Below are 25,413 nucleotides of genomic sequence, written 5' to 3' on the forward strand. Positions count from 1 at the left end.
TTGTTGGCACTTTCCAGTGTACAGGATTTAAAAGAGCATCGGTAGTGGCTTTATCTTTTCCGACTAGGTGTGGCTGCGAACTCCCGACACTTGAAGGTTAGTTTCGCCCGACCCGAATACCCAGGCGCCCCCGCCCTCCCTACGCTGCAAGAAACTATCCTAAACTTTAAAATGACTCTCTTGACTGGTATTCATTTGGTGTCACATCAAATGTCTTTTTGAACACGGTTGAAAAATAACTAACGCTGGGGTATCCTACTTCCTCTGCAATTTCATAGATTCTTTTATTGGACTGCTCTAATAATTCCACGGCATGTTTCATCCGCACATTATTGAGGTAGGTGACAAAATTCATTCCGGTCTCCTTGACAAAAATCCTGCTGGTATGTTCTGGGCTAAAGGAAACATATGCCGCAGCGGAAGCCAATGTAATCTTATCCCCATAATTTGTGTGAATATAGGATACAATTTTCTGCACTGTTTCAGAATAAGTTTTATTTTTGTTGATTCTTTGCTGGAAAGGTACATACACCTGTTGAATGACTCCGATCATTTCATCCACAGTTGCTGCGGATTCCACCTTCTCGCCAACCTCTTCCACTTTTTTCTCCAGATCATCCGTTGTATCCAGGGTGAAGTAGAGAAGTGTGGTTATGAGAAATCTGGCCAGCTTTTTTACTTCCGCCAAATTGGTGGGTTTTTTCTCTTTTATTTCCTGCAAAATCTGATCCTTCATAGAAATTACGATTTCGAAATGCTGAGCAAACAATTCTTTGCTGAAGGAAGCCCTCCAATGATCCATTAGAGGGAGCTTCTGGATTCCAGGCTGGTGGTTCCAGAAAATTTTGCGGTCAACTTCGTAGAAAGCCAGGCTGCATCTGGCGTGAGCTTCCCGAATTGCATCGGACAACTCCGAAACAGAGGATTTAATATCACTGAATCCGAGTGCCCCCCTGATATCCTTGAAAATTTTATCATATCGTTCCACCAGTTTATGAAATGAGTGGCCCTCGTGGAGATTGGCCAGCAGCATTGTGTACCCTTCTGCATAACCAATGTATTTCACATGGTACAAGCTCGTATCCTGCGCCAGAAGTGCTCTGATCTCTCTGGGCCCTAAATCATCTGAGGAGTATATATCAATTGCAATCAGCAGGTCATTCTCTAAATAGATCTCTCTGTCTCTTAGTGTCTTATATGTAAATCCTTCCAGCGCCTGTTCCTTCAGTACAGAACGGATTAGCTTTCTCGCGGATTCGTCGGATCTGTTTTCGTCGTCTGTGATACGCTGCATAATAACAGATTTGGCCTTTGCCAGCGCCTCCCGCAAACTGTCCTGATTCATCTCTGTTTTCAAAATATATTCTGCAGAACCATATTGAAAGGAATCTCGTACATATTGGAAATTTTCATGGCTGGTCAGGACGATAACATAGGGAGTCATTCCCTTTTGCTTTAATTCCTTCAGCATCTGCGTTCCAGACATACCGGGCATTTCGATGTCGGTGATAATAATATCCGGATGGTAATTCTGAGTCATTTCAATTCCCTGTAATCCGTTTTTTCCGGTACCAACTACGGTGAAGGAACCAATTTGCTCCACACAAAAGGCAAGCCATTTGCGAATAGGCGCTTCATCATCCACAATCAAAACTTTCAGCATAGGTACCTCCTATTTACGGTTTTTCCACAACCGGCACCTTTATCGTAACAGTTGTCCCTTTCCCCACAGCGCTTTGAATTTCCATTCCCCAGGGTTCTCCATAAAAAAGACGGATCCGCTCTTCAATGTTCTTCAGGCCAATATGGGGCCGGTCCAGAGAGTCCTGACTGCAGAAAATATCCTGGATTTGCTCCTGGGTCATACCTACTCCATTATCCTCCACGGTGATGATCAATATGTCCTTTGACCGGCGTACGATCACAGAGATCATGCCGCAGGTCCCTTCCATATCAATGCCATGGAGAATGGCATTTTCCACCACTGGCTGCACCAGTAATTTGGGAATATAGCAGTCGCCTGCGCTAGGTTCATATTCGATGATGTAATCAAAGCTGGATTCATACCGGTATTGCTGCAAAGCCATGTACTCTTTCAGCCACTCCATCTGGTGATCGATCTTCACCATTTCGTCCGCATTGGAAAGAATTCCCCGCAGCAGCTGAATGAAGATGGTCAGCATTTTACTGGCATCCTCTTTATTCCCCATTTCCACCATACATTTGATGGAAAACAGGGTGTTATACATAAAATGAGGGTTGATTTGCGCTTGCAGCCATTTAATTTCTAATTTTCGTTTTTCCTCCTCCTCTTTCCGGGCATTTTCGATCAGCAGTCGGATTTGCTGCAGCATGGTATCCATGCCGCAGCTCAAATCATTGAGCTCCCGGTAGGTGTGGGTGGAAAAAGTTTGCTCCAGATTTCCGTTTTCCACATTTTTTACATCTGAACAGAGTTTTTTAATGGGAAGGGCAATCTTTTTTGATATCAGATAGGCCAAAACGGCTGCAATTCCAAGGGCAATCGCGGATAGGATGATGGTACTGTTCCTGACCTCCTCCAGGGGCATGAGAAGGTACTCCAGCGGGATCTCTTCATACACCGTAAATTTGCTCTCCGCATCATAATACCGGGTAAACAGTGCCCTTTTGTTGGCAATATCTGCGATCATGTGGTTATTTCCCTGAAACAGCTGGGTAAGATTACTCATATTGAAGTAAGAAAAGCCAACGATCTTCTCATTGCTGCTGGAGACGATATCCCCTTTCTGGTTTGCCACGTAAATGGTACTTTTGATATCAGTAACCACATCGCTATACATTTTATAGATTTGCCGTTCATCCGCATTGACCATCAGATATCCCTGTATGGTTCCCGCATCATCTACCACCGCTCTGGCCGCTGAAAAAACTCGCATGCCCAGCGTGTTGTCTTTGTATCCAACTACATCGATAATGTTCCCTGCATTTGAAATTAGATCCTTATACCACAGTTTTATTTTGGGGTTCATATAATCATACGTGGGGGGAACATCTCTGGAGCAGTACCCCAATCCTTCCTCAGACAGATAAACGATATAAAATTCCAAGCCAGCTCGATCAAAGGAATTAGCCAGAATAACCGCATACTCGTCCATACTTTCCTGAAAGGATGCAAACGTTTCAGGTGATGGAGACAGGGCAAACTCGCGAAAATCGGAGTTGGTATAGATCAGATTGGACAAGGTGTACATGTTGGTTTTAAATTGTCTGGTCCGTTCTGAAATCTGCCGAGACACGTCCACGCGAGCGGTGGCAATCTCCTCAACGAAGATACTTTCATAGAGTGTAAACGCACCGATCGACAGCAGGAGGATGATGGTGATATTGGTCACCAACAAAATCAGCATCATGTGGGTACGAATGCTGACGGTCGCAGTCCAATCTTTGAATCGCGCAATAGCACTCATAGGATTCCCCTCCGGATCAATGTGTTTTTAGTTTGGTAGATTTTTTTCGAAAAGTCAATCCTTCTTCCCCATAGCAAACAGAGGGAATCCGCCCAATGGTGGCGAATTCCCCCTATTTATCCGGTCAATACTTGCCGATTCGCAGTGGCAATGTATCCTCGGTTTGGATAATGCGATCCAACAAGCAGCGCAAAAGCTCCTCTTTGACCGTTTGATAGTCCGGATGGTCCCACAGGTTCACAAACTCATGGGGATCCTTTACCCTGTCATACAGTTCGCCAAACTGTTCTCCGGCATAGTAAGTTAGCTTATATTGCCGCCCGGTAATGGTCTTTACATTCAGTCCCCAGTCATAGCAGGTAAACTCAGTCAGAGCAAATGCGCGACCAGCACCCTGATCCCCCCGAAGGATGGGGGCCATAGACATGCCCTGCACTCCATGAGGAGGAGTGGCTCCAGCATAGTCCAGAATCGTAGGCATGATATCCACATGCTCCGTGATTTGGGTATACCGGGAGCCTTTGGGAATGACGCCCGGCCAAGACAAAATCATTGGAGCCTTGATGAGGCAGTCATAGTGGAATGGACCTTTGAACAACAGACCATGGTCACCCAACATTTCTCCGTGGTCGTTGGTAAAGAGAATCAGCGTATCATCCAGCAGTCCCTTTTGTTCCAGAGCGTCGTAGATTCTTCCCACATGCTTGTCAATCAGGGAGATCATACCGTAGTAGGCCGCCTTTACCTCGCCCCACTGGTGATCGGTCAATTTGGTATAGTCATATTTTTCATTGCTGCAGCCATGTCCCAGGCGATGACGCAGGAAATGAGGGGGCTTATCAGATAGCTCACCGTCCTGACGAACGGGCAAAGACAGCTTGTCCGGGTCGTACATGGTGGAATACGGCGCCGGGGGATCGAAGGGATGATGGGGATCCACAAAGCTGCACCACACAAAGAACGGCTTATCTGGTGTAGCCTGTTCAATTACATCAATTGTGCGGTCAGCAATCCAAGCAGATTGGTGATATTCCGGATTGATGTCGCTGGGGTAGACCTGGGGCGCACCAGAGGTATCCTTTTCCGCAGCGCTGGCCCGATCCTCTCTCGCCTTCCGCTCCCCCTGCATCTTGACAATCTCATAATCCTTCTGACTTTTTTCTTTCAGCCAGTCCAGATATTCCCCAGTCTTGCAGTCACAGGTGGTATGTACTATGTCAAAGCCGTAACGATCCTCGGGCCAATCGTCCTCTTCATTTTCCTTGGGGACGAATTGGGTGGTAAAATGCATTTTCCCGATGGAGGCCGTCTGGTACCCATATTCCCGCAGCACCTCTGGGAAGCAAATCTCTTCGTCCCGCAGAGGAATGCCGTTGTCTCTAGTCCCGTGGTTTTTCGGGTAACGGCCCGTCAAAATGGAGCACCGGGAGGGGGAGCATACCGGATTTTGTACAAAGTGATTGTCCATCACAGTGCCGTTGAGCGCAATCTTATCAATGTTGGGCGTATGAATCTCGTTGTTTCCATAGCAGCCCAGAGCATCAAACCGCAGCTGGTCGGCCATGATTAAAATAATATTTGGACGTCTCTTCATCGTTACCACCACTTGATCAGGTCCGTCACTTCATCACGGAGCTTGTTGAAGGCTATATCGGTAACATCTCTCGGGCGGGGAAGATCATTGATGATCTCCTTTTTAATCCCGGTCGGCTTATTGGTCAGCACCAGGATCCGCTGGCTAAGGTACACAGCCTCTTCAATGTTGTGGGTGATGAAAATGACCGTTGTTCCAGTTTTTTGCCACAATTTAATCAGTTCGTCCTCTAATTTGTACCGCAGGGAGTTGTCCAACTGACCATAGGGCTCATCCATCAACAGCAGATCTGGCTGCACTGCAAAAGCTCTGGCAATGCTGACACGCTGCAGCATACTAGCCGACAGCTGATTGGGATAGTAATTGCGGTATTCCGTCAGGCCAACCATCTCCAGCATTTCATCCACTCTCTGCTTAATTTCCTTGGCCGGACGTTTTTTTGTTTTTAGGCCATAGGCCACATTTTCTTCCACCGTCTGCCAGGGAAAAGCGGAATACTCCTGGAAAATGTAGGCCACATTGTGCTTTTGCAGATCCACCGGTTCATTTTCAATGAGGATTTCCCCGGAGGTCAGCTGATAGACACCCAGCTTGGTCAGACAGTTTAAAAAGGTGGTTTTGCCGCAGCCGGTAGGGCCTACCACGCACAGAAACTCTCCCCGCTTCACATCGAAGGAGATATCATTTAGAACCAGCAAGTCCCCAAATTTTTTGGTCATATGGGAAACTTTAACCAAAACGTCATCCTTTTGATTCATAGCGTCCTCCTTACAGGGTATCGTCGCAGATCTCTTCGATCTGGCGCCGGATCTCCAAAAATGCGGGATCACTGTATTCTCTGGGACGGGGCAGGTCCACCTTGAGCTCGTGCTTGATCTGGGTGGGCGTATTGGTCAGAATAATAATGCGGTCTGCCAAATAGACGGCTTCCTCACTGTTGTTGGTTACAAAAACAACCGTCCGTTTTTCCTGCTGCCAGATTTTCTCCAGTTCCGCTTCCATCATATATCTCGTCTGGGCATCCAGGTGACCAAAGGGCTCATCCATCAACATAACCTTTGGGTCATTGGCATAGGCACGGGCAATACCCACACGCTGCCGCATGCCGCCGCTCAATCGGTTGGGAAAGCTCTTTTCATACCCCTTCAGACCAACCAGATCAATGAAATACTGGGCTCGTTCCCGACGGGTCGCCTTATCCATTTTCCGGCTTTTGGGACCGAACTCCACATTGCCCATTACTGTACAGAAGGGGAAGAGCGCCGTGGTCTGGTAAACTACGCCGCGGTCAGGGCCGGGCGCCTTTACCTCCTTACCGTCCACAATGACCTTGCCCTCTGTGGGAAGCTGCAGGCCGGCAATCAGATTGATCATCGTGGTCTTTCCGCATTGTCCAGGCCCGAAGAGAACCACAAACTCATTCTCCTGAACATCAAGGCTGACGTTTCGTACCACCTCGTTGCTCTTATGTACGCTGATATACGTCTTGCTCACATTCTGCAGAGAAATGATGGACTCTCCCGTTACTCTCCCATGATGTTCCATGAGCAAAGTCTCCTTTCAATGACACGCATAATTGTTGCTAAGAACATACCAACCAGGCCAATGACGATCATGCCCACCATGACCAATGTAATGTTCAGGGTATCGCTGCCACGCTGGATCATCCAGCCACAGCCCTCCTGGGCGCCTACCATCTCCGCCGCAAGCACGGCCATCCAGCTGGTGGAAAGGGCAACCTGCATACCGGCAAAAATCTGGGGCGTGCAGGAGGGAAGGATGACGCGGAAGAAAATATCCCGTTCACTGGTGCCCAGCATTCTGGCGCAGCCGATCAACTCAGGGTCTACATTTTGCGCTCCGGTGTAGGCATTCAGGGTAACATTGGTGAATGCTCCGATGCCACACAGGATGTACTTGGACGTCTCACCGATGCCGAAGAACAAAATGACAAGAGAGATCCACGCGATGGGGGGAATGGGGCGCAGCAGCTCAAAGATGGGCTTGAAGATGGCCTCCGCCCACTTGGAGGTGCCCATGGAGATACCAAGGATGATGCCCACAACAGTCGCTACAGAAAAGCCCACCAGCACACGTTTCAGACTGATGAGAAGGTGGCCTACGATGACCCTATTGCCGATGGGCTCCACAAAGGAGGCAAGCAGCAAACGGATTACCTCAATAGGACCGGGGGTTGTTTCCTTGACCGCTGTAAATGTTGTCAGGAACCACCACAGCACAAAGAAGCTGGCAATTGCGATAACAGCGTACACCGTCTTCTCGGTGTTGACTTTTGCTTTCATCAGCGGCGACCTCCCTTGACGTACTTCTTCTCCAGCGCATTCAGCCCCACAGTAAAGACGGTTCCGATAACGCCAATGGTCAGCATAGCCACCACAATCAGATCTGCCCGGGCCAGTGTACGATTGAGCTGGATCATGTAACCCAGGCCGCGGTTGGAGGCCAGCATCTCAGCGGCACACAGGGTCATCCATGCGGTGCCCAGAGAGATTCTCAGGCCGGTGAAAATCAGTGGGAGCGCAGTGGGAATTGCCACGTTAAAGAGCATCTCTCTTCTGGAGGAGCCAAAGGTTTGTGCCACCCAGAGATGGACCGGCTTTGTCTGCTTGATACCGGCATAGGCATTAATGACACAGGGGACAAAAGCGGAAACAAAAATAATGGCAGCCTTTGCACCAAGGCCAATGCCGAACCACAGGATCATCAAAGGGATCCAGGCGATGGTAGGAACCGGGCGAATTAGGTCAAAGAGCGGCGTGACAAACATATCCACCTTCTTAAACCACGCCATAGCAATGCCCAGAGGGATGCCGATAACCGCGCCTAAGATATATCCCGTTAATGCTACCTGTAAGCTGGCAATAATGTGGCCGAACAGGGTAGCACCGTCCGGAGCGGTCTGGGTCAGCTTATCCACAAATGCCTGTGCCACCTGAACAGGGCTGGGTAAGACATAGTCCGGTTTCAGATGCAACACCGCCGTGCAGATATACCAAACAGTAAAAAACACACACAACGAAATCACAGATACGATGGTAAACTTGATCCGCTCTTTCCTTCGCTGCTTTAAATATTCATTCATAGCGGGTACTCCTTCCAAAAATAGGGGGGCAGCAAACGACGAGTCGTTGCTACCCCCATGGGTGTCAGAGTGTGGGGGATCTTAGAATCCCAGCGCTTCCTTTACGATCGTATCATCCACGTGCTTGGCAATCTCGGGGAACTTATCCTCTACCAGCAGCTGCTGAGAAACCCAGAACTCGCCGGTGATCTGGACAGACTCGCCAATGCTGATGCCCTTGGCCTCTTCACTGGTGACGAAGGGACGAGTTTCGATCTCTGTGGCACAAGCCTCCAATGTGGTCTCGCTACCGTTCTCAGTGTACCAGTCATACAGCAGCTGAGCAGCCATATCGGGGTCCGCCTGGAGGGCGTCACAGGCCTGGAAGAAGGCCTTGGTGTACTTCACAAGTTCGTCTCTCTTCTCGTTGTAGGTCTTATTGGAGACAATGATGGAGTCAAACTGAGGAACATCCAGAGTGCTCAGGCTGGAGGTGACAACATATCCCTCACTCTCAGCGGTATAAGAGGTGGGAGGATTCAAAGCGGCAATGTCGCAGTTGCCAGTCTTCAGAGCCTGATACGCGGCAGGGAAATCCATGCTGACAATCTCTACATCCTCGGGAGTCAGGCCAAGGACTTCCAGCCACTTATTTACATTCAGATGAGAAATAGTTCCGGTGTTGGTAGCAATCACGGCGCCCTTAACGGTTTCGGCATCACCGTATATATCCGGATAAGAGGGGTTGCTGCCCTTTACCTGGGCGATGGGAGAATCCGCATTGGCCAGGGTGTAAAGTCCGCCCTCAGAGTGTCCGATATCGGCAATGCAGTACGCACCATAAATTGCCAGAGAGTTTACCGCTGCGGCGCTGAGGGTACCAACCTCCCACTGCTCTGCGGCCAGGGCCTCGTTCATAGCACCGCCGTTGGCAAAGTAAACCGTCTCAATTTTGAACCCGTTGGCTTCGTCCAACTTGTTGTCAACCATGTACTTGATGGGCAGGCTGTTCAAAAAGGGCATGACAGCAACCTTGAGAACAGGCAGTTCCGCAGAAGTACCACTGCTGGAATTCGCAGACCCACTGTTGTTGCCTGCTTTGTTTTCACCACCACAGGCGGCAAGAGACAGTACCATAATGGCGGCCATCAGAAAGGCGCTTAGCTTTTTCATTTTCATCGCTCTTTTCTCCTTTTTCTCCTTTTTGCAATTTTTATGACAATTTTAAGGGGCTTTTCCCTTCCTGTGCTAAAATACTATCATTTTAATACCCATCAGTAAATAAAAAAAAGCTGACACTTCTTTTAATATTTTGACTTTAAAAAATCAACTTATGGGAAAATGCAAGAGGCCTCCGCAGATTATTTGTTGTATTTTCACAAACGCCCCCAAAAAAGAAGCCTTTGTATACCAAGTAAAAACTTTGTTTACAACAGATATCTTTTTCTCAAACAGAGGCTGTCATCTATTGATTTCTAACAAGCGCCAGGTGAATTTAAGGCAATCATCGAGCGCTTATTCAAGGAATTATTTTTCTCATTAAACGCAAAAAGAGAGACACGACTCGGCGTGTCTCTCTTTTTGAAATTTTGTTCGGACGTACCTTATTGTGTTGTCAGCGCCACAAATTGTGCGATCTTCGTCGAAACCTGTGCCCGGGTGCTGGCCTCCTGGGGCATCAGCCTGCCCTGGGGATCACCCGCTAAAATTTTGTTGGCACAAGCCCATGCCATGGCTTCCCGGCTCCAAGAGGATACCAGATCTCCATCCTGGAAGTGGTTCAACTGCTCCAGTTCACCTGCCGAAAGTTTCGGACTGCCTGCGCAGCGATACAGCATCAGGGCCAGACTCTCCCGGCTGATAGAGGTGTTGGGGGAGAATTTTCCTTCCTCCGTGCCACCTGTAATGCCTTGCTCCGCTGCCCACTGGGCCGCCATCTGATACCGCGCCCCAGCAGGCACATCCTGGAACACCGTTCCCTGGCTGGTCTCCGGTCGTCCTTCCAGTTGGTAAAGAACTGTGACCAGCATGGCCCGGCTCATGGCCTCATTAGGGCCAAACGCACCTCCGCCGATTCCGGAAAACAGCTCCCGGCTGGCAGCAAACTGCACCGGCTGAGCAAACCAGTCCTTCTCCGATACATCGGTAAAGCTGGGCTTTCGCTGTACAATCGCAATGCGCCCCGAACGCTCCATCCGGACCGTTAGCACTCCGTTTCGGTACACAGACCGGGGCAAGACACGGGTACTGCCGTCCTTTTCCTCCAGTACCGCCACCGTATTGATGTCACCTGCACAGGGGATCGGCAATACCGCCTGGTCAACCCCTTGAGGAAGGGTCACCTGGGCGCTTACCGCCCCATCCGCTGTGGTGGTCACCACTGCACTGGCACCGGTCTTCTCATCCGTCACCGTCTGCTCTGTGTCCCCTTCCGGCTTTTCTTCCGGCTGCTCCGGCGCGCCTCCGCCGCCGCCAGATCCCCCGCCGCCAGCGGGAGGCTCCGAGGGCTCCTCCGGTTCTTCTCCCGCCACCGGTACTTGGCTAATCGCAGCCCAAGCATCCGTTCTGGCCTGCTGGGCCTGAGCCACCGAAGAGGCCTGCTCAATTGCCTCAATTCCCTCCTTCAGCGCCTGAGCCAGAGCTGCCTGTCCCTTCTCGGAATACTGAGTCAGGTCCAGTCCACCATATGCGCTTTCCAAAGTCTGCACCTCGTTGCGCTTCTGTCCGGCCAATTCATGGCGGTCCTCCAGGCCCTTATAAACACTTGTGCTGAGGTATTGCTTCTTTGCTGCATCCAGCTCCTGGTAGTGGAGCATTGCCTGCTGATAGGCAGCCGATAGAGTCTCCCAGTCTTGGGAGGTATAGTTCTTCCCACCGGAGGAGGCAGCATAGGATTGGAATAGCTGGTCCAACTCCATCAAATACGGCTTTTGCAGTTCACTAATGGGAGTACGCCATACCGCATACAGCGTGACCTCTCCCTCCGGCTCACCGGTGAGGTTCTGCACCTGTCCCTGATCTGGGTAACGGACCGTGCCGTTTGCCTGCAGCGCCCATCCGGCTAATTCCTTCCCATCTTTGTGGAAGGGGACTTCCGGTAGTGTAACCGGTTTTCCGTAGGTAGCAGACAAGCTCTGACGCTCGCCCTCGCCGCCATTGGGATCTAAGAAAATGGTATATTCATTGGGCTGCCAACAGGCATACAGGGTAACCCGGTCCCCATCTGTGTTGTGCCCCGCCAGATTTTGAACGGATTCCCCTGCTGCGTACACAGGGTCCCTTTCATCGGGCTTGGCCTGCTCACTCCAATGGGAAAAGGTATAGCCATACCGGCGGAAGCTGCTCTCAGGCAACTCCACCTCCTCGTCCCAAACGGCGGACAGTCCCGCCATAGAGCCGGAACCGCCGTTGGCGGAAAAATAAATGGTATATCGGTTGGGAATCCGCAGGCTGTAAAGGGTCTGGCCTTTCGCTTCCAGATACGCGGGCGCCTCGGTGGTAAACTCCGGGTCCAGGTACCAAACAACTCGATCATGGCCCAAAATGGGGTCCTGCTCCTCGTAGTCCTCCCGGTCAATCATCAGTCCCGGCTGATTCGGGAGGAAAATTTTTTCCGCCCGGTTATTGTGGACTACAAATCCGCCTCCCTCCAGCTTTTGGTTGTGGCTCATGTCCAGCTCAATCAACCGATTGTGGTCAATGTGCAGAAAGCGCAGGGCTTCCAGATGCCGGACATCAATCGTAGTCAGCCGGTTATCAAAGGTTTCGATAAACTCCAGCTTTCCATTGTCCGTCAGATCCAATTCCTCCAACTGATTGTTCCGACAGTACAGAGAAATCAGCTCGCTGCAGCCGGACAGATCCAGCTTTTCCATCTGATTCATCTCACAATTGAGCGCGATGAGTTTCTCATGCCCAGCAAGATTCAGTTCGGACAGCCGATTGAAGCTACAGGCCAAGTAGGCAATGTCTGGATTGTTGGACAAATCCAACTCTTTGAGCAAATTGTTCCCGCAGTACAGGCGCACCAGCTTGGGATTGCCCGAAACATCCAGCTCCGTCAGCCGGTTGTTGGCGCAATCCAGTATCTGGAGGTTGAAAAATACCTCCACACCGCTTAGATCGGTCAATCCCATCCCAGACAGGTTCAGGGTAACGATGCCCTCGATCTCCTGCTGAGTGAGAATACCGTCTGCGCCCACCCCTCCTAAATTTGTTCGATCCAACAGCCAGGTACGGAAAGTACGATCAGGAAAGGTTTCCTCAATTACCACATCTCCTCCCTGAACCGCCGGCTGCTCCACCCCCTGGACCGCTGCTGCGGGCAGAGTCAATTGCCCTGCCAGGGCCATGGCCAAAAGCAGGGACGAAGCTCTCCTTTTTAACCCAATAAGTTTCATAAATCGTTCCTATCTATATGTAATTCTGTTTTTTGTAACATTCCAGCAGGCCATCATTATATCCACTCCTCCCTGCACTGTCAATGGTAAAGTGCGGATGCTTCTCACTTTTTCCCAAGCTATTCCGGCAGATAGTCATCCGTTGTCCTCTGCTGCCAAACAATATAATAGAAACGCCCTTGGCGTACAGGCCAAGGGCGTTTTTCATATTTTTCTGTCTGCTGCTATGTGCTCCAAGCAGGGCTTTGGTTCATATCTCCGGGGCGAAGCAGCATTACTTAACCAAGTAGCCACCGTCCACGGGGATGATGGCTCCACCCAAATAATCGCTGGCGTGGGAGGCTAAGAACAGGCAGGCACCCTTCATGTCGTCTCCCGTTCCCCACCGGCCAGCAGGAATGCGGTCTGTAATCTGCTGATACCGCTCGGGGTTGGCCTCCTGCGTGAGAGCGGCATTCATATCCGTGGCCATATAGCCAGGAGCGATGGCGTTCACATTGATTCCCCGCTTGATCCAGTCATTGCTCATCTCCTTGGTCATCTGGGTGACGCCGCCCTTGGCCGCGCTGTAAGCAGGTACGGTCTGTCCCCCGAACCAGGACACCATGGAGGCGATGTTGATAATCTTGCCATATCCCTTGGGCAGCATTACCTTGGCCGCCTCCTGGTCCAGGATGAACACGGAGTTCAGGTTCACGTTAATGACGTCGTCCCAATCGGACAGGGGGAACTCTTCGGCGCTGTGGCGTCTTTGGATCCCGTGGGCCACCACTAAAATGTCCAGATCTCCGCCCAGCTTAGCCAGGGCCTCCCGAAACACCCGGTAGACCTCCTCCCGCACAGACAGATCTCCATACACACCGTGGCAGGCAAAGCCCCGGTCCTGGAACTTTGCCTGGGCCTTGGCGATGCTTTTCTCGCTGGAGCCCACAATACACACCTCGCATCCGGCCTCCAGCAGACCCTCTGCCATACCAAAGCCCAGTCCCCGGGTTCCTCCTGTTACAATTGCTTTCTTTCCTGTGATGTCAAACATGCTGTGGACCATTCTACTCTTCCTTTCTGCAATCTGTATTGTTATCCTCTCCCTTTATCAGGGAGTTTGCAGGCTGCCGTCCCGCAGCCGAGTTTGCGTCCATTGGGTCACGGTGGCTTCGCAGGGGTACTTGGCTGCCTCCGCCTCATCCAGTTCAATTCCCAAACCGGGCTGATCGTTGGCATACACATATCCATCTTTATACTCCGGCAGCCCGTGGAACACATCCAGCAGCGCTCCCTTGGGTCCCTTGAGCTCCTGAATCACAAAGTTGGGCGGCTCAATGCCCGACCACTCCTGGACTCCGAAGTTCTGAGCCGCCAGGTCAATGTGGATATTGGCCGCGTGGGCGATGGGTGACATGTCCCCGGGGCCGTGCCAGGCGGTGCGCACACCAAACTGCTCGGCAAAGATTTGCAGCTTACGGGCCGGGGTGATTCCACCAATCTGGCTGATATGGACCCGGATAAAGTCAATGAGCCGATTGGCGATCAGGCCCCTCCACTCCGCCGGGTTATTGAACAGCTCTCCCTGGGCGATGGGGATACTGGTCTGCTGCCGCAGAATCCGCAGCCACTCGGACTGCTCCAGGGGGACGGGGTCCTCCAGGAAAAACAGGTCAAAGGACTCCAGCTCTTTTGCCAGGCGCACCGCCTCCACCGGGGCAATGCGCTCGTGGACGTCGTGGACCAGGGCAATATCGTAGCCGATCTTATCCCGAATCCCCTCAAACAGCTTAACCGTATCCCGGATATAGGCCCGGGAATCCAGATACACCCCGTCCGGAGCTCCCATGGGAGCGGTGGCAGGGGCCTTGCCGTAGCCGCCCCCTCCATAGCCGCCGCACTGGCAGCGCAGGTGGGTAATGCCCATCTCCTGGAAGCGCTGGATGTTGTCGCAGATCTCGCTGAGATCTCTCCCATCCACATGGCGGTACACGGGAATCCCCTCCCGGCACTTGCCGCCAAACAACTGGTAGCAGGGCATATTGGCCAGCTTTCCCTTAATGTCCCACAGCGCCATATCCACCCCGGAAATGGCGTTATTTTCAATGGGGCCGTTTCTCCAGTAGGCGTTTTGGTGCATCAGCTGCCAGAGCTGCTCAATGTTTTCCGCGTTTTGTCCCACCAGCAGGGGTTTCAGATAGTCCTCCACCAGCGCCTGCACCATCTTGTGCCGATAGGCGAAGGTCCCGCAGCCCAGTCCGTAGAGCCCCGGCTGATTGGTCTCCACCTTAATGACCACCAGATTGATGCCCTCCGGAGCGGTACAGATCACTCGAATATCTTGTATGATTACTCCCATGGTTCTCCTCCTTTTGTTGTCTGACAAGTTTGGGCAGTATACTCCTCTTAATCCTCAATCTCCATACGGTCCAGCGCCTGTCTCAAGTGCTCCTGCATGTAATCCCGCGCCAGCTCTCCGTTTCCATCCTCCAGCGCTTTATAGATTAACGTGTGGTAATATACCCCGTCCTTATAGCCAAATTGCTCGTTAATCAGGTCAAAATCCTTCCGGTTTTCCTGATAGACCATCTGCATGCTCTTTAAAATCAGCGGATTTCCGGTCTGACGGCAGATTTCCAGATGAAATGCAATATCCGCCTGAACGAAGGCCTCCTGGTCCCCCACATGCTCCACCAGGCTGTTCAAATGCTGCCGCAGCCGGGCCAGCATCTGGGCATCCGCCCGTTGAGCCGCCATATAGCAGGCCTCCGGCTCAATGAGCCAGCGAAATTCCAGCACCTTTTGAATATCCCGAAAGTCCTCCGGTGTGAAGCGACTACTTCCCCCCTGCATGGGTTGGATCTGGTCGCTGATCACAAAGGTCCCTTTGCCGTGGATGCTGTCCAGCGCCCCTAGACCGACAAAATGGCGGATCGCCGCCCGCAAGCTGGCACGACTGACCCCAAGCTGTTCGGTCAGCTGGTTTTCTGATGGGATCTTTTCCCCCACCGGCCACGCCCCGCTTTGGATATGCTCCCCAATGTAGGAAACCACTTGATTGGTGACATTCACTTTTCCGCTGTGATCTCCCATCCGTCTCACCCTCATCTTGTCTAACAAGTTACTATCATTATAAGCTCTCTCCATCTATGATGTCAATAGCCCTTTGACCAAAATTTTCCTGCTTTCCACGCAGAAAAAACAAGTGCCAGCCGATTACTCGGCTGGCACTGTCGGTCCGATGACAGGACTATCATTAACGCTGGATGCGGCCGGAACCATCGCCGCCAGCCAGCTTCTCGACTTCAGCTACAGTGACCATGTTGTAGTCGCCCTCCACGGTGTGCTTCAAAGCAGAAGCGGCCACCGCGAACTCCACCGCCTCCTGGGTGGACTTGCCGGACAGCAGGGAGTAGATCAGGCCGGCGCCAAAGCTGTCGCCGCCGCCCACACGGTCAATGATGCGCAGCTCATACTTCTTGGAGAAGCAGTACTCGTTGCCGGCCACATCATAGAGCATGGCGCTCCAACCGTTATCGGAAGCGGAGTGGGACTCACGCAGGGTGATAGCAACCTTCTCAAAGCCGAACTTGTCCGCCAGCTGCTTAGCCACGGACTTGTAACCCTCGTGGTTGATCTCACCGGCGTAGATATCGGTGGACTCGGCCTCAATACCGAACACGTCCTTGGCATCCTCCTCGTTGGAGATGCAAACGTCCACGTACTTGCACAGCTCGGTCATGGCCTCCCGAGCCTGCTCGCGGGTCCACAGCTTGCCACGGTAATTCAGATCGCAGGAGATCTTGATGCCGCGGGCCTTAGCAGCCTCGCAGGCCTGCTTGCAGGTCTCCACCAGATTGGGACCCAGGGCCGGGGTAATACCGGTAAAGTGGAACCAATCCACGCCCTCAAAGATCTTGTCCCAATCAAAGTCGGAGGGCTGGGACTCCTGGATAGCGGAGTGGGCACGGTCATAGATGCACACAGAGCCGCGCTGAGAGGCACCCTTCTCGTTGAAGTAGATGCCCACACGGTTTCCGCCCCGGACGATCTTGGAGGTATCCACGCCGTAGCGGCGCAGAGAATTGACCGCACACTGCCCAATGGTGTGAGCGGGCAGCTTGGTCACATAGGAGGCATCCATACCGAAGTTCGCCAGGGAGACAGCCACGTTGGCCTCGCCTCCGCCAAAGGTGAACTCCAGGTGATCGGCCTGGACAAAGCGCTCGTAGTTGTAAGGCTGCAGGCGGATCATCAGCTCGCCGAAGGTAACAACTTTCATCATTCAACACTCCTTATTCATCAGTGGGAGCTCCCAGCCCCCAGGAACATTCTGCATGGAATCGATACAGCCTAGGCTGCTGCTCCAGACGCAAACGTTTCATAATGCGGGACAACGTTTTAGATTTTACTGTCCCCATTATAGGAAACTTTTTTACAAAATGCAAGATGGCGATTGTGCAAAAAAATACTTGCTCTTTCTGTATAGAACAGGTAAACTTGAGACAGTATTTCATAATATAAAACGTTTGGGGGGATTTTTCGTGGAAAAGGGTGGCGTGCAATCCTTGGACCGGGCCTTTCAGCTGCTGGAGCTGCTGTGCAAAAGCCCGGATGGCATGGCCATCCACCAGTTAAGTGAGCTGACCGGCCTGCATAAGAGCACGGTGCATCGGCTGCTGAATACCATGATGGAACGGGGCTATGTCCGACGGGAAGCGGAAACCGCCATCTACCATGCAGGGATGCGCATTTGTGAGTTAAGCGACTATATCCAACAGAGTCTGGACGTTGTTGCCCTTGCCCGGGAGCCCATGGAACGACTGAGCCGTAAAACCGGCGAGACAGTCCATCTGGTGGAACGGGACGAAAATGAAATTGTCTATATTTATAAAGTAGAAAGTCTCCACGGCGCCATCCGCATGGTTTCCCGCATCGGGATGCGCCGTCCCCTGTACTGCACCGGCATGGGAAAGGCCATTCTGGCCACCTGCTCGGACGAGGAGGTGCTACAGCATTGGAACGAGGTGGAGCATGTCTCCTATACCGCCAACACCATTGTGCGCACCGAGGCATTTCTCCGGGAGATCCGCCACATCCGCCAGTGCGGCTACGCCCTGGACAACGAAGAAAATGAGTTGGGGGTCCGCTGTGTGGCGGCAGCCATTCCCGACTGGCAAGGACGGGTATCCCACGCCCTGTCCATCTCCGCCCCCCTCTCCCGCATGACGGACGAACGCCTGCGCTCCCTGGTGCCCGAGCTGCTGGCCACCCGAAATGAAATTGCCGCCTGTTTGGGCGGCCGGACCACATAATCACCGACTCATTCCCCGTCTCCTCCGGAGCTGAGCGGCTGTGTCCTTTGCCGCCGGGGCGGAGGCCGGGGTAAAATCAGGAGGGATACCATGTCCTTTATCAGTGTATTTGATGTGCTGGGACCCAATATGATCGGGCCTTCCAGCTCCCATACCGCCGGGGCTGCCGTCATTGCCCATCTGGCCCACCGGCTCATCGCTCCCCCTTTAAAAAAGGTTGCCTTTACCCTCTACGGCTCCTTTGCAAAAACCTACCAGGGCCACGGCACCGACCGAGCCCTGCTGGGTGGCATCATGGGCTTTCCCACCGATGATCTCCGCATCCGGGATTCCTTTTCCATCGCCCAGAAGCAGGGATTGGAGTTTTCCTTTACCCCCAACGAAACGGAAACGGAGGTCCACCCTAACACGGTGGATATTCGCATGGAAAATGCGGCTGGACAGGTCATGACCGTCCGGGGGGAATCCCTGGGCGGGGGCAAAGTGCGCATTGTCCGCATCAACGGAGTGACGGTGGATTTCACCGGCGAATATTCCACCGTCATCGCCGTCCACCAGGACAAGCCCGGCGTGGTGGCCCACATCACCAAGGTCCTCAGCGACCGGGGGGTCAATCTGGCCTTTATGCGCCTGTTCCGGGAGAGCAAAGGCCACACCGCCTACAGCATCATTGAATCCGACGGTCGTTTGCCCGACGGCATCCCCCAGGCGCTTCAAACCAACCCCTATATCCACGATGTGATGATCGTGCAGTCATAAGGAGGGCCAGAATGGATTTTCGGAATGCAAAGGAGCTGCTGGAGCTGTACCGGCAGGAGGGCTGTCCCATCTCCCAGATCATGCGGAAGCGGGAGTGCGTCCTGGGAGAGACCACCATGGACGCCATCAACCAGCGGATGGAAAAGGCCCTGTCCATTATGCACCAGTCTGCCGCCCTCCCCTTGCACACCCCGGTGCCATCCATGGGGGGGCTCATCGGCGGAGAGGCCAAGAAATTGTCCGCCCACGCCGCCAGCGGCAAGGACCTCTGCGGCCCCATGCTGGAAAAGGCCATTACCTACGCCATGGCTGTGCTGGAGGTCAACGCCTCCATGGGCCTGATCGTAGCCGCTCCCACCGCCGGTTCCGCCGGGGTGCTACCCGGCATGCTCCTGGCCCTTCAGGATTGCTACCAAATTCCGGACGAGCGGCTGCTGGACGGTCTGTTTAACGCCGGAGCCATCGGCTATCTGGCCATGCGAAACGCCACCGTGGCCGGTGCCGTGGGAGGCTGCCAGGCAGAGGTAGGAGTGGCGGCGGCAATGGCGGCCTCCGCCGCTGTGGAGCTGATGGGCGGCGAACCGGAACAGTGTCTCAGTGCCGCCTCCACCGTTTTGATGAATATGCTGGGCCTGGTCTGTGACCCGGTGGGCGGGCTGGTGGAGTACCCCTGCCAAAATCGAAATGCCGCAGGCGTTGCCAACGCCCTGGTGGCCGCCGAACTGGCCCTGAGCGGAATCCAGCAGCTGATCCCCTTTGATGAGATGCTGGACACTATGTACCGCGTGGGCCGGAAGATCCCGGTGGAGCTGCGGGAAACCGCTCTGGGCGGCTGTGCCGTCGCTCCCTCCGCCTGCCAGCGGTGCGGCCGCTGCGGCTGACGGGGCCCAGCTGCCTGTTGTGGGTCCCCATCTCCAAGATAAACAAGAAACAGCACATCCCCCCGGCCTGTGAGTTACAGAGCCGGGGGGATGTTATTTCTTCTGGTTTTACGCTCCGGGCTCCTCACTTTTTGGGGGGATTGGCCAGAGGATGATCCAAAAACGCCCGGGCCAACCGGACACTTTGAATCAGCTGGCGGTCCCGGCGCTCCAAAACCTCCTGGTAGGGCTGGCCGCCGTAATCATAAAACCCGCTGCCGCTCTTCACACCCAGCTCCCCCGCCTGGTAGTGGCGGGCAATGATATTGTCTTGATCCGGCGCGGGAGCGGGGGTATAGGTCTGGTTCTCCAGGCCGTGGGCCACCACATCCAGGCCGTTAAAGTCCATACGCTGCACCACGCCCAGCAGCAGCCCTCGGGGCATCAGGCTGGCCTTTACCGCCAGGTCCAGGGTCTCCGGGGTGCAATACCTCTGTTCCAGCAGGTAGAGCACCTCCCGGGTCATGGCGCTTTGCAGGCGGTTAATGATGAAGCCAGGCACATACCGCTCCATCCGCACGGGCAGTTTTCCGCACTGGGTATGCAGCTGCATGACCCTGTTCATGGTTTCCTCACTGGTCCTGGGGCCGCAGACCACTTCCACCAGAGGCACAATGTGGGCCGGAGCAATCCAGTGGGCAATGACGGTCCGCTCCTGTCTCCCCTCAGGCACCAGCTCAAAGATGTTGAGATAGGAGGTGTTGCTGGCGAGGATCGCCTCACTGGGGAGGAGCCGGTCCAGGGTCTGATACAGGGCCCGTTTCTCCTCCTCCCGCTCCGCTATGGTCTCCGCCACATACCAGGCCCCCTGGGCGGCCTCCTCCACGCAGGTGGTATAGTGCAGCCGTCCAGCTGTCTGGCGGGCATTCTCCTCCTCAATAAGCTCCTCCTCTGCAAAGAGGGCCACCCCCGCCTCAATGACCTGTCTGGCCCGGTCCAGCGTCTTTTTAGTCCTGGAATAGAGAAATACCTCATAGCCATACATGGCATAGGTCTGGGCGATTCCGGCCCCCATAGTACCTGCGCCGAAGACGGCAATTTTCTTCATGGCACACCCCTCCCAAAAATGGTTCAAAACCTTTTGTTCATCCTAACACACAGGAGAAAAAAAGGCAATTGATTCCCTTTTGCCCTTTTCTCCATCGCAACGTGTTAAGCACCGGGGCAAGTGTCCCATTGCAAGAAAACTCCGCCTTGCAAATCCTTCCAAACTGCGCTATACTTCCGGTGTCCGCCCAACCATGGGGGATAAATATTGCGCTGCATCCACGAAATGTGGAGCGGCAGCAGGAGGAATTGAATATGAAACGCAAGACCAATGTACGCTACCTGTCCGAACTGGCCCTACTGACGGCCCTGGTCCTGTTGATGGCCTACACCCCGCTGGGCTACCTGAAAACCCCCTGGGGCGTGGAGATCACCTTTATCGTCATCCCGGTGGCGGTTGGGTCCGTCATTCTCGGTCCTCTGGCCGGAGGCTTTTTGGGTCTTGTGTTTGGCCTGACCAGCTTTTTCCAGTGCTTTGGCGCCAGCCCCTTGGGAGCTATGCTGCTCCAGGTCAACATCTTAGGCACCTTTTTCTGCTGCGTGGTCAACCGGGTATTGGTAGGCGTGATTCCCGGCCTGCTCTACCTGGTGCTCAAGCGGTTTGACCGCACCCGCGTGGCTGGAATTGCCCTTTGCTGCTTTTTGACTCCGGTGCTGAACACGGTTTTGTACATTGTGGGCAACTGGTTCATTTTCGCCGACACCTGGCTGAACATCTCCGTCACCACCTACGGCTATTCCGGGGAGGGCGGGCCCAGCCTGCTGGCCTTTATGATGGGCCTGGTGGCGGTAAATGGTTTGGCGGAGGCTGTCTCCTGCCTGGTTTTGGGCACCGCCATCTGTAAGGCCCTGCAAAAAATGGGTAACCGAAATGAGGTTCAACTGGTATGAAAGAAATTGGTATCATGGAGGTGGGCGGCTTCCGCGTGGGCCACGCCCAGGATCTGGCGGGAGCCACCGGCTGCACGGTCATCCTCTGCGATCAGATGAGTCCAGCCGGTCTGGACGTGCGGGGGGGCGGTCCCGCCTCCCGGGAATCCCAGCTGCTCAGTCCAGTTGCCGCCGCCGAGGGGATCAACGCGGTGCTTCTCTCCGGGGGAAGCGCCTTTGGCCTGGACGCCGCTGGAGGGGTTCAGCGCTACCTGGAGGAGCGGGGCATTGGCTTTGATGTGGGAATCACCAAGGTCCCCCTGGTCTGCCAGTCCTGCCTGTTTGATTTGACGGTGGGCAGCCCCGACGTCCGCCCCACCGCCGACATGGCCTACGCCGCCTGCCAGAACGCCACCACCCAGGCCCCCGCTTTGGGCAACGTGGGGGCGGGCACCGGCTGCTCCATCGGTAAGTACCGTGGGATGGACCGGGCCATGAAATCCGGCTTTGGCACCTGTGCCTACCAGGTGGGCCCCCTGAAGGTGGGCGCCCTGGTGGCGGTCAATGCACTGGGGGATGTGTATGGTCCGGACGGCTTGCCCACCGCCGGGCTGCTCAATCCGGAGAAAACCGGGCTGTCCAATACCCTGGAAGAGATGTTTGCCGACGGGGCTCTGGCTGAGAACCTATTTACCGGAAACACGACCCTGGGCGTAATGGTGACCAACGCCTGCTTTTCCAAATCCCAGCTGACCAAAATTGCCGGCATGACCCACAACGGGTATGCCCGGGCCATCCGTCCCGTACACACCACGGCGGACGGCGACAGCATCTACGCCCTCTCCCTGGGGGACGTGGCCGGCGACGTCAACCTGGTGGGAGCTCTGGCGGCCCGTGCCATGGAACAGGCCATTGTACGCGCGGTGCGCCATGCCGCCTCCGCTTACGGCTTGCTGGGCTGGGAGGCCCTCCACCCCGGGCAGGGGGTTTGATTGTCCATTCGCTGTCCTATCCGTTCCATATGACCTTCCAAGCCCCCTGGGCCGGCGGATTTCTCCTCCGGACTGCCCCAGGGGGCTCTCAGTTTGCCTGTTGAGAGCAGGTTTTCTTGCGGTTGCTTTTCCCTATGGAATATGGTAGAGTTACAAACGTAACCGCAACAAAGGCAGGTGTACCACCATGACCCAAAACCAGGAAAAGCTGCGCCGGCTGGCCCATGTGGCCCGCCGTTATTATTTGGAGGACTGGAAACAAAGTGAGATCGCCCGGGAACTGGGCGTCTCCCGTCCCCTCATCAGCCGGATGCTCAGCGAGGCCCGGGAGCTGGGGGTGGTCAAAATCACCGTCTGCCAGCCGGGAGAGGAATCCTCTCTTCTTTTGGACCAGCTGCGGCAGACCTACTCCATTCGCAGCGGCGTGCTGGTGGAGGACGGGCAGGACGACGAAGCCACCAACCAGCGCCTGTCCCAGGGCGCGGTGGAGCTTCTGCACCAGCTGGGCTCCCGGTGCCTGGGGGTGGGGTGGGGGCACCTCATCGGCCAGCTGGTGACCTGGCTGGAGAAAAATCCCCAGCCTAACAGTTCGGTCACCGACATCTGCCCCCTGGTGGGCAACGCCAGTATTCCCGCCCGCAACTACCAGTCCAACGAAAACGTCCGCCTTATCGCCCAGCAGCTGGGGGCCTCCCCCCACTTTCTCTACCTCCCCGCCCTGCCGGAGAGTCTGGAGGAAAAACAGCTGCTGTGCTCCACCGAGATCTACCGCCAGATCCTGCACCAGTGGACCAAGATGGACACCGCCCTGGTCAACATCGGCAACTACCCCTCCAGCCCCGACTTTGCCTCCCTGGTCCGCTACGGCAGCCTGCTGCAGCAGGAACACACCTGTGGGCGGCTGCTCGTCTACTACTTCAACGAGGCCGGAAAGGTCATTCAATCGGACCAGGATTTTGCCATCCAGATTCCTTTGGACATCCTGAGCCGGTGTCCCAATTTGATCGGCGTCTGCTCCGCCAATACCAGCGTGCGAGCTTTGCGTGGAGCACTGCGCTCCGGATTATTCAGCCACATTGTGGCCCGGGCGGAGCTGGCCAAAGCCCTGCTGGCTTAATTGTAACATATGTAACCCCTTCTCCTGGATTGTCGTCCACAGGAAGGGGTTCTTTTTGTGCATTTACCATAATTATTTTATCAATTTCTGTGTATAACAAGGAATCTTATCTCATATTATTGACTTCTGTAACGTTCTGCTATAGAATCTCTTTACAAACGTAACACCCGTATTCAAATTTAAACGTTCCTCACGGAGCAGCCCAGGGCTGCTATCCCTGCATCTAGAAAGGAAGGTTCACGCTGCCATGAACAAGAAAGCATTTGCCGCGCGCCTGCGCCACGCCTGCGCCCAGGTCACCGCCGCGGAAGACATTCTCACGGAAATCGACTCCAAATTCGGAGACGCCGACCACGGTCTGACCATGGCCAAGATCGCCGGAGCCATTGCCCAGGCAGTGGAGGAATCCCAAGACGGGATTCAGGCCATGCTGGACGACGCCGCCATGGCCGTCATGGTGCTCAACGGAGGCAGCGCCGTCCCCCTGTGGAACACCTGGCTGGACGGTCTGCAGGAGGCCGCGCCCCAGGGGGATGAGGTGGACGTGGCCGGGCTGAAGGCCATGTTTGCCCGGGCCTTTGAGGCTCTGGACGAGATGTCTGGCGCCAAGGTGGGCGACAAGACCATGATGGACGCCCTGATCCCCGCCAGCCAGGCCATCGCCGCCTATTCCGGCAGCGACGAGCAGGAGCTGTTTGATGCCGCCGCCCAGGCCGCCCTCCAGGGGGCCGAGGCCAGCAAGCAGTTTGTCGCCAAATTCGGCCGTGCTAAGAGCTACGGCGAGAAAACCATCGGTACCCCTGACGCCGGAGCCACTTCCATGGCCTACTTCTTCCAAGGGCTGGCCCAGGGTTAACAGGACAAATTACATAGAAGGAGGCCCCTTTATGAAAATGAAAAAGTTTATTAACGCCCCCGAGACCATCACTGACGAGGAACTGACCGGCCTGGGTCTGGCCTATCCCGACATTGTGGAGGTGGACGGGCATCTGGTCATCAGCAAGGACCTGGCCACCGCCGACCGGGTCACCATCGTCACCTACGGCGGCTCTGGCCACGAGCCCGCCCAGGCCGGTTTTGTGGGCAAGGGTATGCTGGACGTCCAGGCTGTGGGTGACATTTTCGCCGCCCCCAACGCCAAGCTGGTGTTTGACGCCATGAAGCTGGCGGACAAGGGCCACGGCGTGCTGCTGCTCACCCTGAACTACGCCGGCGACCAGCTGGCCGGCAAGCAGGCCATCAAGCTGGCTCAGAAAGCCGGGTTAAACTTCCGTCAGGTGGTAACGGGCGAGGAAATCCAGTTTGACCCCAACGGGGAGGACAACAAGCGCGGCCTGGCCGGAGCGGTGGCTCTGTACCACATCGCCGCGGCGGCGGCCCGTGAGGGCAAGAGCCTGGACGAGGTGGCTGAGATCGCCCAGCGCTACGCCGACAATATGGCCTCCATCACCGTAAAATCCACCGACGCCACCCACCCCCAGAACGGCATGTCCTTCGGCGATCTGGGCGAGACCGACCTGATGGAGATCGGCGCCGGCCAGCACGGCGAGGGCGGCGGAGTCCGGGTGCCCATGATGTCCTCCAAGGACACGGTGGCCACAGTGGCCCAGGCCCTGTGCAACAACCTGCAGCTGAAGGCGGGCGACCGGGCCTTTGTGATGATCAACGGCTGCGGAGCCACCACCATGATGGAGATGCTGGTGCTCTTCAAGGATACGGTGGAGTTCCTGAAGGCCAAGGGCGTGGAAGTGGTGGCCAGCATGGTGGGCGAGATCCTCACCGTCCAGGAGGCGGCCGGCTTTCAGATGAACATCGCCAAGTGGGACGATGAGTTCATCCGCCTGTGGAACACCCCCTGCCACACCCCCGCCTACAGCAAGGAGTAA

22 protein-coding genes are annotated in these 25,413 nt (G+C 54.7%); 8 read left to right on the forward strand and 14 right to left on the reverse strand.

The features are described from left to right. Positions 1-166: 166 nt before the first annotated feature. From B5E43_RS08120 to B5E43_RS08180, 13 genes are all read right to left on the reverse strand, one after another. Positions 167-1,663 carry a response regulator gene (locus tag B5E43_RS08120; RefSeq protein ID WP_087395599.1) on the reverse strand — a complete coding sequence of 499 codons (1,497 nt, stop codon included), beginning with the start codon at positions 1,661-1,663 and terminating at the stop codon, positions 167-169. A 13-nt stretch (positions 1,664-1,676) separates the two neighbouring features. Then, positions 1,677-3,449: a sensor histidine kinase gene (locus B5E43_RS08125; protein ID WP_087395602.1), complete on the reverse strand. Its 1,773-nt coding sequence runs from the start codon at positions 3,447-3,449 to the stop codon at positions 1,677-1,679. 124 nt (positions 3,450-3,573) lie between these two features. Beyond that, entirely contained in the window at positions 3,574-5,043 is a 1,470-nt protein-coding gene (locus tag B5E43_RS08130; protein WP_087395605.1) for a sulfatase-like hydrolase/transferase, read from the reverse strand. Between the two features lie 2 nt (positions 5,044-5,045). Continuing rightward, complete coding sequence (locus tag B5E43_RS08135) at positions 5,046-5,801, reverse strand: ABC transporter ATP-binding protein (RefSeq protein ID WP_087395607.1); 756 nt, start codon at positions 5,799-5,801, stop codon at positions 5,046-5,048. Between the two features lie 10 nt (positions 5,802-5,811). Continuing rightward, a complete protein-coding gene (locus B5E43_RS08140; protein ID WP_087395609.1) occupies positions 5,812-6,588 on the reverse strand; it encodes an ABC transporter ATP-binding protein in 777 nt (258 codons plus the stop codon). Continuing rightward, positions 6,567-7,346, reverse strand: coding sequence for an ABC transporter permease (locus B5E43_RS08145; RefSeq protein ID WP_087395613.1), 780 nt, complete (start codon positions 7,344-7,346; stop codon positions 6,567-6,569). Before B5E43_RS08145 ends, B5E43_RS08140 begins: the two co-directional genes overlap by 22 nt. After that, positions 7,346-8,146: an ABC transporter permease gene (locus tag B5E43_RS08150; RefSeq protein WP_087395617.1), complete on the reverse strand. Its 801-nt coding sequence runs from the start codon at positions 8,144-8,146 to the stop codon at positions 7,346-7,348. The genes B5E43_RS08145 and B5E43_RS08150 overlap by 1 nt, the downstream gene beginning before the upstream one ends. An 81-nt stretch (positions 8,147-8,227) precedes the next feature. Further along, positions 8,228-9,304 (reverse strand): ABC transporter substrate-binding protein, encoded by a 1,077-nt coding sequence (locus B5E43_RS08155; RefSeq protein ID WP_206406966.1) that lies wholly within the window; start codon positions 9,302-9,304, stop codon positions 8,228-8,230. A 425-nt stretch (positions 9,305-9,729) separates the two neighbouring features. Then, positions 9,730-12,525: an S-layer homology domain-containing protein gene (locus B5E43_RS08160; RefSeq protein ID WP_087395619.1), complete on the reverse strand. Its 2,796-nt coding sequence runs from the start codon at positions 12,523-12,525 to the stop codon at positions 9,730-9,732. Positions 12,526-12,799: 274 nt separating this feature from the next. After that, positions 12,800-13,561 (reverse strand): SDR family oxidoreductase, encoded by a 762-nt coding sequence (locus B5E43_RS08165; protein WP_242964770.1) that lies wholly within the window; start codon positions 13,559-13,561, stop codon positions 12,800-12,802. Positions 13,562-13,618: 57 nt separating this feature from the next. Then, on the reverse strand, positions 13,619-14,866 hold the full coding sequence (locus B5E43_RS08170) for an enolase C-terminal domain-like protein (RefSeq protein WP_087395625.1): 1,248 nt from the start codon (positions 14,864-14,866) through the stop codon (positions 13,619-13,621). 47 nt (positions 14,867-14,913) lie between these two features. Continuing rightward, positions 14,914-15,600 (reverse strand): FadR/GntR family transcriptional regulator, encoded by a 687-nt coding sequence (locus B5E43_RS08175; RefSeq protein WP_087395627.1) that lies wholly within the window; start codon positions 15,598-15,600, stop codon positions 14,914-14,916. 163 nt (positions 15,601-15,763) lie between these two features. Next, positions 15,764-16,789, reverse strand: coding sequence for a sugar kinase (locus B5E43_RS08180; RefSeq protein WP_087395630.1), 1,026 nt, complete (start codon positions 16,787-16,789; stop codon positions 15,764-15,766). A gap of 262 nt (positions 16,790-17,051) precedes the next feature. Between B5E43_RS08180 and B5E43_RS08185 the strand changes: the two genes are divergently transcribed. The 3 genes from B5E43_RS08185 to sdaAA all read left to right on the forward strand — a co-directional run bounded on the left by B5E43_RS08185 (position 17,052) and on the right by sdaAA (position 19,462). After that, positions 17,052-17,822, forward strand: coding sequence for an IclR family transcriptional regulator (locus tag B5E43_RS08185; protein ID WP_242964771.1), 771 nt, complete (start codon positions 17,052-17,054; stop codon positions 17,820-17,822). 90 nt (positions 17,823-17,912) lie between these two features. Continuing rightward, positions 17,913-18,581 carry an L-serine ammonia-lyase, iron-sulfur-dependent subunit beta gene (sdaAB, locus tag B5E43_RS08190; RefSeq protein ID WP_087395635.1) on the forward strand — a complete coding sequence of 223 codons (669 nt, stop codon included), beginning with the start codon at positions 17,913-17,915 and terminating at the stop codon, positions 18,579-18,581. A gap of 11 nt (positions 18,582-18,592) precedes the next feature. Then, a complete protein-coding gene (gene sdaAA / locus B5E43_RS08195) occupies positions 18,593-19,462 on the forward strand; it encodes an L-serine ammonia-lyase, iron-sulfur-dependent, subunit alpha (RefSeq protein ID WP_087395638.1) in 870 nt (289 codons plus the stop codon). Positions 19,463-19,586: 124 nt separating this feature from the next. Here the strand turns inward: sdaAA and B5E43_RS08200 are convergent, their stop codons facing one another. Further along, positions 19,587-20,549: a 3-hydroxyacyl-CoA dehydrogenase family protein gene (locus tag B5E43_RS08200; RefSeq protein WP_087395641.1), complete on the reverse strand. Its 963-nt coding sequence runs from the start codon at positions 20,547-20,549 to the stop codon at positions 19,587-19,589. Between the two features lie 254 nt (positions 20,550-20,803). Between B5E43_RS08200 and B5E43_RS08205 the strand changes: the two genes are divergently transcribed. The 5 genes from B5E43_RS08205 (at position 20,804) to B5E43_RS08225 (ending at position 25,413) form a co-directional block, all read left to right on the forward strand. Continuing rightward, positions 20,804-21,439: an ECF transporter S component gene (locus B5E43_RS08205; protein WP_087395644.1), complete on the forward strand. Its 636-nt coding sequence runs from the start codon at positions 20,804-20,806 to the stop codon at positions 21,437-21,439. After that, positions 21,436-22,410 (forward strand): P1 family peptidase, encoded by a 975-nt coding sequence (locus tag B5E43_RS08210; RefSeq protein ID WP_087395647.1) that lies wholly within the window; start codon positions 21,436-21,438, stop codon positions 22,408-22,410. The genes B5E43_RS08205 and B5E43_RS08210 overlap by 4 nt, the downstream gene beginning before the upstream one ends. A gap of 187 nt (positions 22,411-22,597) precedes the next feature. Beyond that, on the forward strand, positions 22,598-23,527 hold the full coding sequence (locus B5E43_RS08215; RefSeq protein WP_087395650.1) for a sugar-binding domain-containing protein: 930 nt from the start codon (positions 22,598-22,600) through the stop codon (positions 23,525-23,527). A 247-nt stretch (positions 23,528-23,774) separates the two neighbouring features. Further along, positions 23,775-24,383 carry a DAK2 domain-containing protein gene (locus tag B5E43_RS08220; protein ID WP_087395653.1) on the forward strand — a complete coding sequence of 203 codons (609 nt, stop codon included), beginning with the start codon at positions 23,775-23,777 and terminating at the stop codon, positions 24,381-24,383. Between the two features lie 31 nt (positions 24,384-24,414). Further along, positions 24,415-25,413 (forward strand): dihydroxyacetone kinase subunit DhaK, encoded by a 999-nt coding sequence (locus B5E43_RS08225; protein ID WP_087395656.1) that lies wholly within the window; start codon positions 24,415-24,417, stop codon positions 25,411-25,413.

Source organism: Flavonifractor sp. An100, from assembly GCF_002161175.1.
Taxonomy (GTDB): domain Bacteria; phylum Bacillota; class Clostridia; order Oscillospirales; family Oscillospiraceae; genus Lawsonibacter.

What these genes read in the sequence shown, in the direction of transcription:
- B5E43_RS08125 (WP_087395602.1), bottom strand. Translation starts at nt 3,449, where the DNA reads ATGAGTGCTATTGCGCGATTCAAAGATTGGACTGCGACCGTCAGCATT.
- B5E43_RS08150 (WP_087395617.1), bottom strand. Translation starts at nt 8,146, where the DNA reads ATGAATGAATATTTAAAGCAGCGAAGGAAAGAGCGGATCAAGTTTACC.
- B5E43_RS08120 (WP_087395599.1), bottom strand. Translation starts at nt 1,663, where the DNA reads ATGCTGAAAGTTTTGATTGTGGATGATGAAGCGCCTATTCGCAAATGG.
- B5E43_RS08210 (WP_087395647.1), top strand. Translation starts at nt 21,436, where the DNA reads ATGAAAGAAATTGGTATCATGGAGGTGGGCGGCTTCCGCGTGGGCCAC.
- B5E43_RS08175 (WP_087395627.1), bottom strand. Translation starts at nt 15,600, where the DNA reads ATGGGAGATCACAGCGGAAAAGTGAATGTCACCAATCAAGTGGTTTCC.
- B5E43_RS08200 (WP_087395641.1), bottom strand. Translation starts at nt 20,549, where the DNA reads ATGAAGAAAATTGCCGTCTTCGGCGCAGGTACTATGGGGGCCGGAATC.
- B5E43_RS08145 (WP_087395613.1), bottom strand. Translation starts at nt 7,346, where the DNA reads ATGAAAGCAAAAGTCAACACCGAGAAGACGGTGTACGCTGTTATCGCA.
- B5E43_RS08130 (WP_087395605.1), bottom strand. Translation starts at nt 5,043, where the DNA reads ATGAAGAGACGTCCAAATATTATTTTAATCATGGCCGACCAGCTGCGG.
- B5E43_RS08215 (WP_087395650.1), top strand. Translation starts at nt 22,598, where the DNA reads ATGACCCAAAACCAGGAAAAGCTGCGCCGGCTGGCCCATGTGGCCCGC.
- B5E43_RS08160 (WP_087395619.1), bottom strand. Translation starts at nt 12,525, where the DNA reads ATGAAACTTATTGGGTTAAAAAGGAGAGCTTCGTCCCTGCTTTTGGCC.
- B5E43_RS08225 (WP_087395656.1), top strand. Translation starts at nt 24,415, where the DNA reads ATGAAAATGAAAAAGTTTATTAACGCCCCCGAGACCATCACTGACGAG.
- B5E43_RS08165 (WP_242964770.1), bottom strand. Translation starts at nt 13,561, where the DNA reads ATGTTTGACATCACAGGAAAGAAAGCAATTGTAACAGGAGGAACCCGG.
- B5E43_RS08135 (WP_087395607.1), bottom strand. Translation starts at nt 5,801, where the DNA reads ATGAATCAAAAGGATGACGTTTTGGTTAAAGTTTCCCATATGACCAAA.
- B5E43_RS08220 (WP_087395653.1), top strand. Translation starts at nt 23,775, where the DNA reads ATGAACAAGAAAGCATTTGCCGCGCGCCTGCGCCACGCCTGCGCCCAG.
- B5E43_RS08140 (WP_087395609.1), bottom strand. Translation starts at nt 6,588, where the DNA reads ATGGAACATCATGGGAGAGTAACGGGAGAGTCCATCATTTCTCTGCAG.
- sdaAA (WP_087395638.1), top strand. Translation starts at nt 18,593, where the DNA reads ATGGATTTTCGGAATGCAAAGGAGCTGCTGGAGCTGTACCGGCAGGAG.
- B5E43_RS08205 (WP_087395644.1), top strand. Translation starts at nt 20,804, where the DNA reads ATGAAACGCAAGACCAATGTACGCTACCTGTCCGAACTGGCCCTACTG.
- B5E43_RS08155 (WP_206406966.1), bottom strand. Translation starts at nt 9,304, where the DNA reads ATGAAAATGAAAAAGCTAAGCGCCTTTCTGATGGCCGCCATTATGGTA.
- sdaAB (WP_087395635.1), top strand. Translation starts at nt 17,913, where the DNA reads ATGTCCTTTATCAGTGTATTTGATGTGCTGGGACCCAATATGATCGGG.
- B5E43_RS08180 (WP_087395630.1), bottom strand. Translation starts at nt 16,789, where the DNA reads ATGAAAGTTGTTACCTTCGGCGAGCTGATGATCCGCCTGCAGCCTTAC.
- B5E43_RS08170 (WP_087395625.1), bottom strand. Translation starts at nt 14,866, where the DNA reads ATGGGAGTAATCATACAAGATATTCGAGTGATCTGTACCGCTCCGGAG.